Here is a 1,199-nt window from a genome sequence, read left to right on the forward strand (position 1 = left end):
CTCTCTCAGCCGTAGAATTAGTATTGACGGTTCTAACCCATTTTCATTCTCTGTGGTGAAGCGCGGTTTTTTGCGCTTCATGGATGGCTAAAGGGCAAGATATGACTAAAAAAGGCGTTTCTGTCAATCGCAGGAACGCTTTTTTACAAATTGTCAGCTTTGTTGAAGAGAAAAAGTAAAAAATGAGCTAGCATTCCATTAGTACAGACAGCCAAAAATATTTAAGTTAATATTCATAACTTGTTTAATATCCGGAATAAGTTTCTGGGGAAAAGGTTTGCTAAAAACAAATAAAAAGACAAATGGAAAATAATTTTCTCACAATTAACCCCCTTTTATTTCGAAGTGAACGAATGAAAAGGGTAGGATTTTAGTTATTAAAATCGTTTGAAGGATTGGATGTACCGTTTTCAAGGGGTTGCAACTAAATATCTAGCACTATCTTTACTGGTTCCGTTGGCTTGAATTAGGGAAAGGTTTATCATTTGATAACAATAAAAAAACAGATTTGAATAAAGATAGCCTAAAAAATGTTTTTTAGGTTTTTTCAAGCAAGTTTGTGAACAAATACACTTACGCTAACTGGCAGGTTAGCTGAAGAAGGAGTTAGTCCCTTTTGCAACGAAATAAAGTACCAAACCTTTTTTGAAATGTGGTGATTTTATGGATTTATATAAGTATAGGGACCTTCCTGATTATTTATCGGTAACCGAATTGAATTCTCATTTCTCCGACTTATTGGGGTATATTGAAGCGAATTATGCTGCAAGTCCTTTAGGAAAATCTGAAGCCTTGTATGAATTAGCGGATCGTCAATTTAATACATATGAGTATCTAGAAGAGAGTTTGAAGGAACGAATTGATAGTTGGGTTATTAGCATTTGGAATATAGACAATTTTAAATTAATTGATAACTTATTGTCTTTAATAGCCTTACTGGGACTTCAAAAGAGTTTTCTTACAGCAAAAACCTCTTTAGCAAACACAAATTTAAATCCAGAAGTAAGGACAGAATTAGAAGATACCGTTACAGAGTTAGAGGGTAATGTAAGTGACCCTTATTCGGGTTTTAAGTAAAAAAATAATGTCACCTTCTCTTTCTTCAACTACCATGAAAATTAACTTCTGTAATAAAGTGAAAAAGGCAATACTAAAGAAGACGCAGCTCATTCGTTTTTTAAAAAAGGGGAGAGCGCCAA

Annotated in this window: 1 protein-coding gene and 1 pseudogene; both read left to right on the forward strand. The window is 33.7% G+C overall.

All coding sequences use genetic code 11. From position 1 onward, the window contains the following. Window positions 1-381: 381 nt before the first annotated feature. Window positions 382-493 (forward strand): annotated as a pseudogene (locus ACIQCO_RS28175) (IS1595 family transposase); the annotation flags it as partial. Window positions 494-663: 170 nt separating this feature from the next. Beyond that, window positions 664-1,077: a hypothetical protein gene (locus ACIQCO_RS28180; RefSeq protein WP_400435492.1), complete on the forward strand. Its 414-nt coding sequence runs from the start codon at window positions 664-666 to the stop codon at window positions 1,075-1,077. Window positions 1,078-1,199 lie beyond the last annotated feature (122 nt).

This window comes from Neobacillus sp. NPDC093127, from assembly GCF_044754175.1.
In the GTDB taxonomy this organism is placed as follows: domain Bacteria; phylum Bacillota; class Bacilli; order Bacillales; family Cytobacillaceae; genus Neobacillus.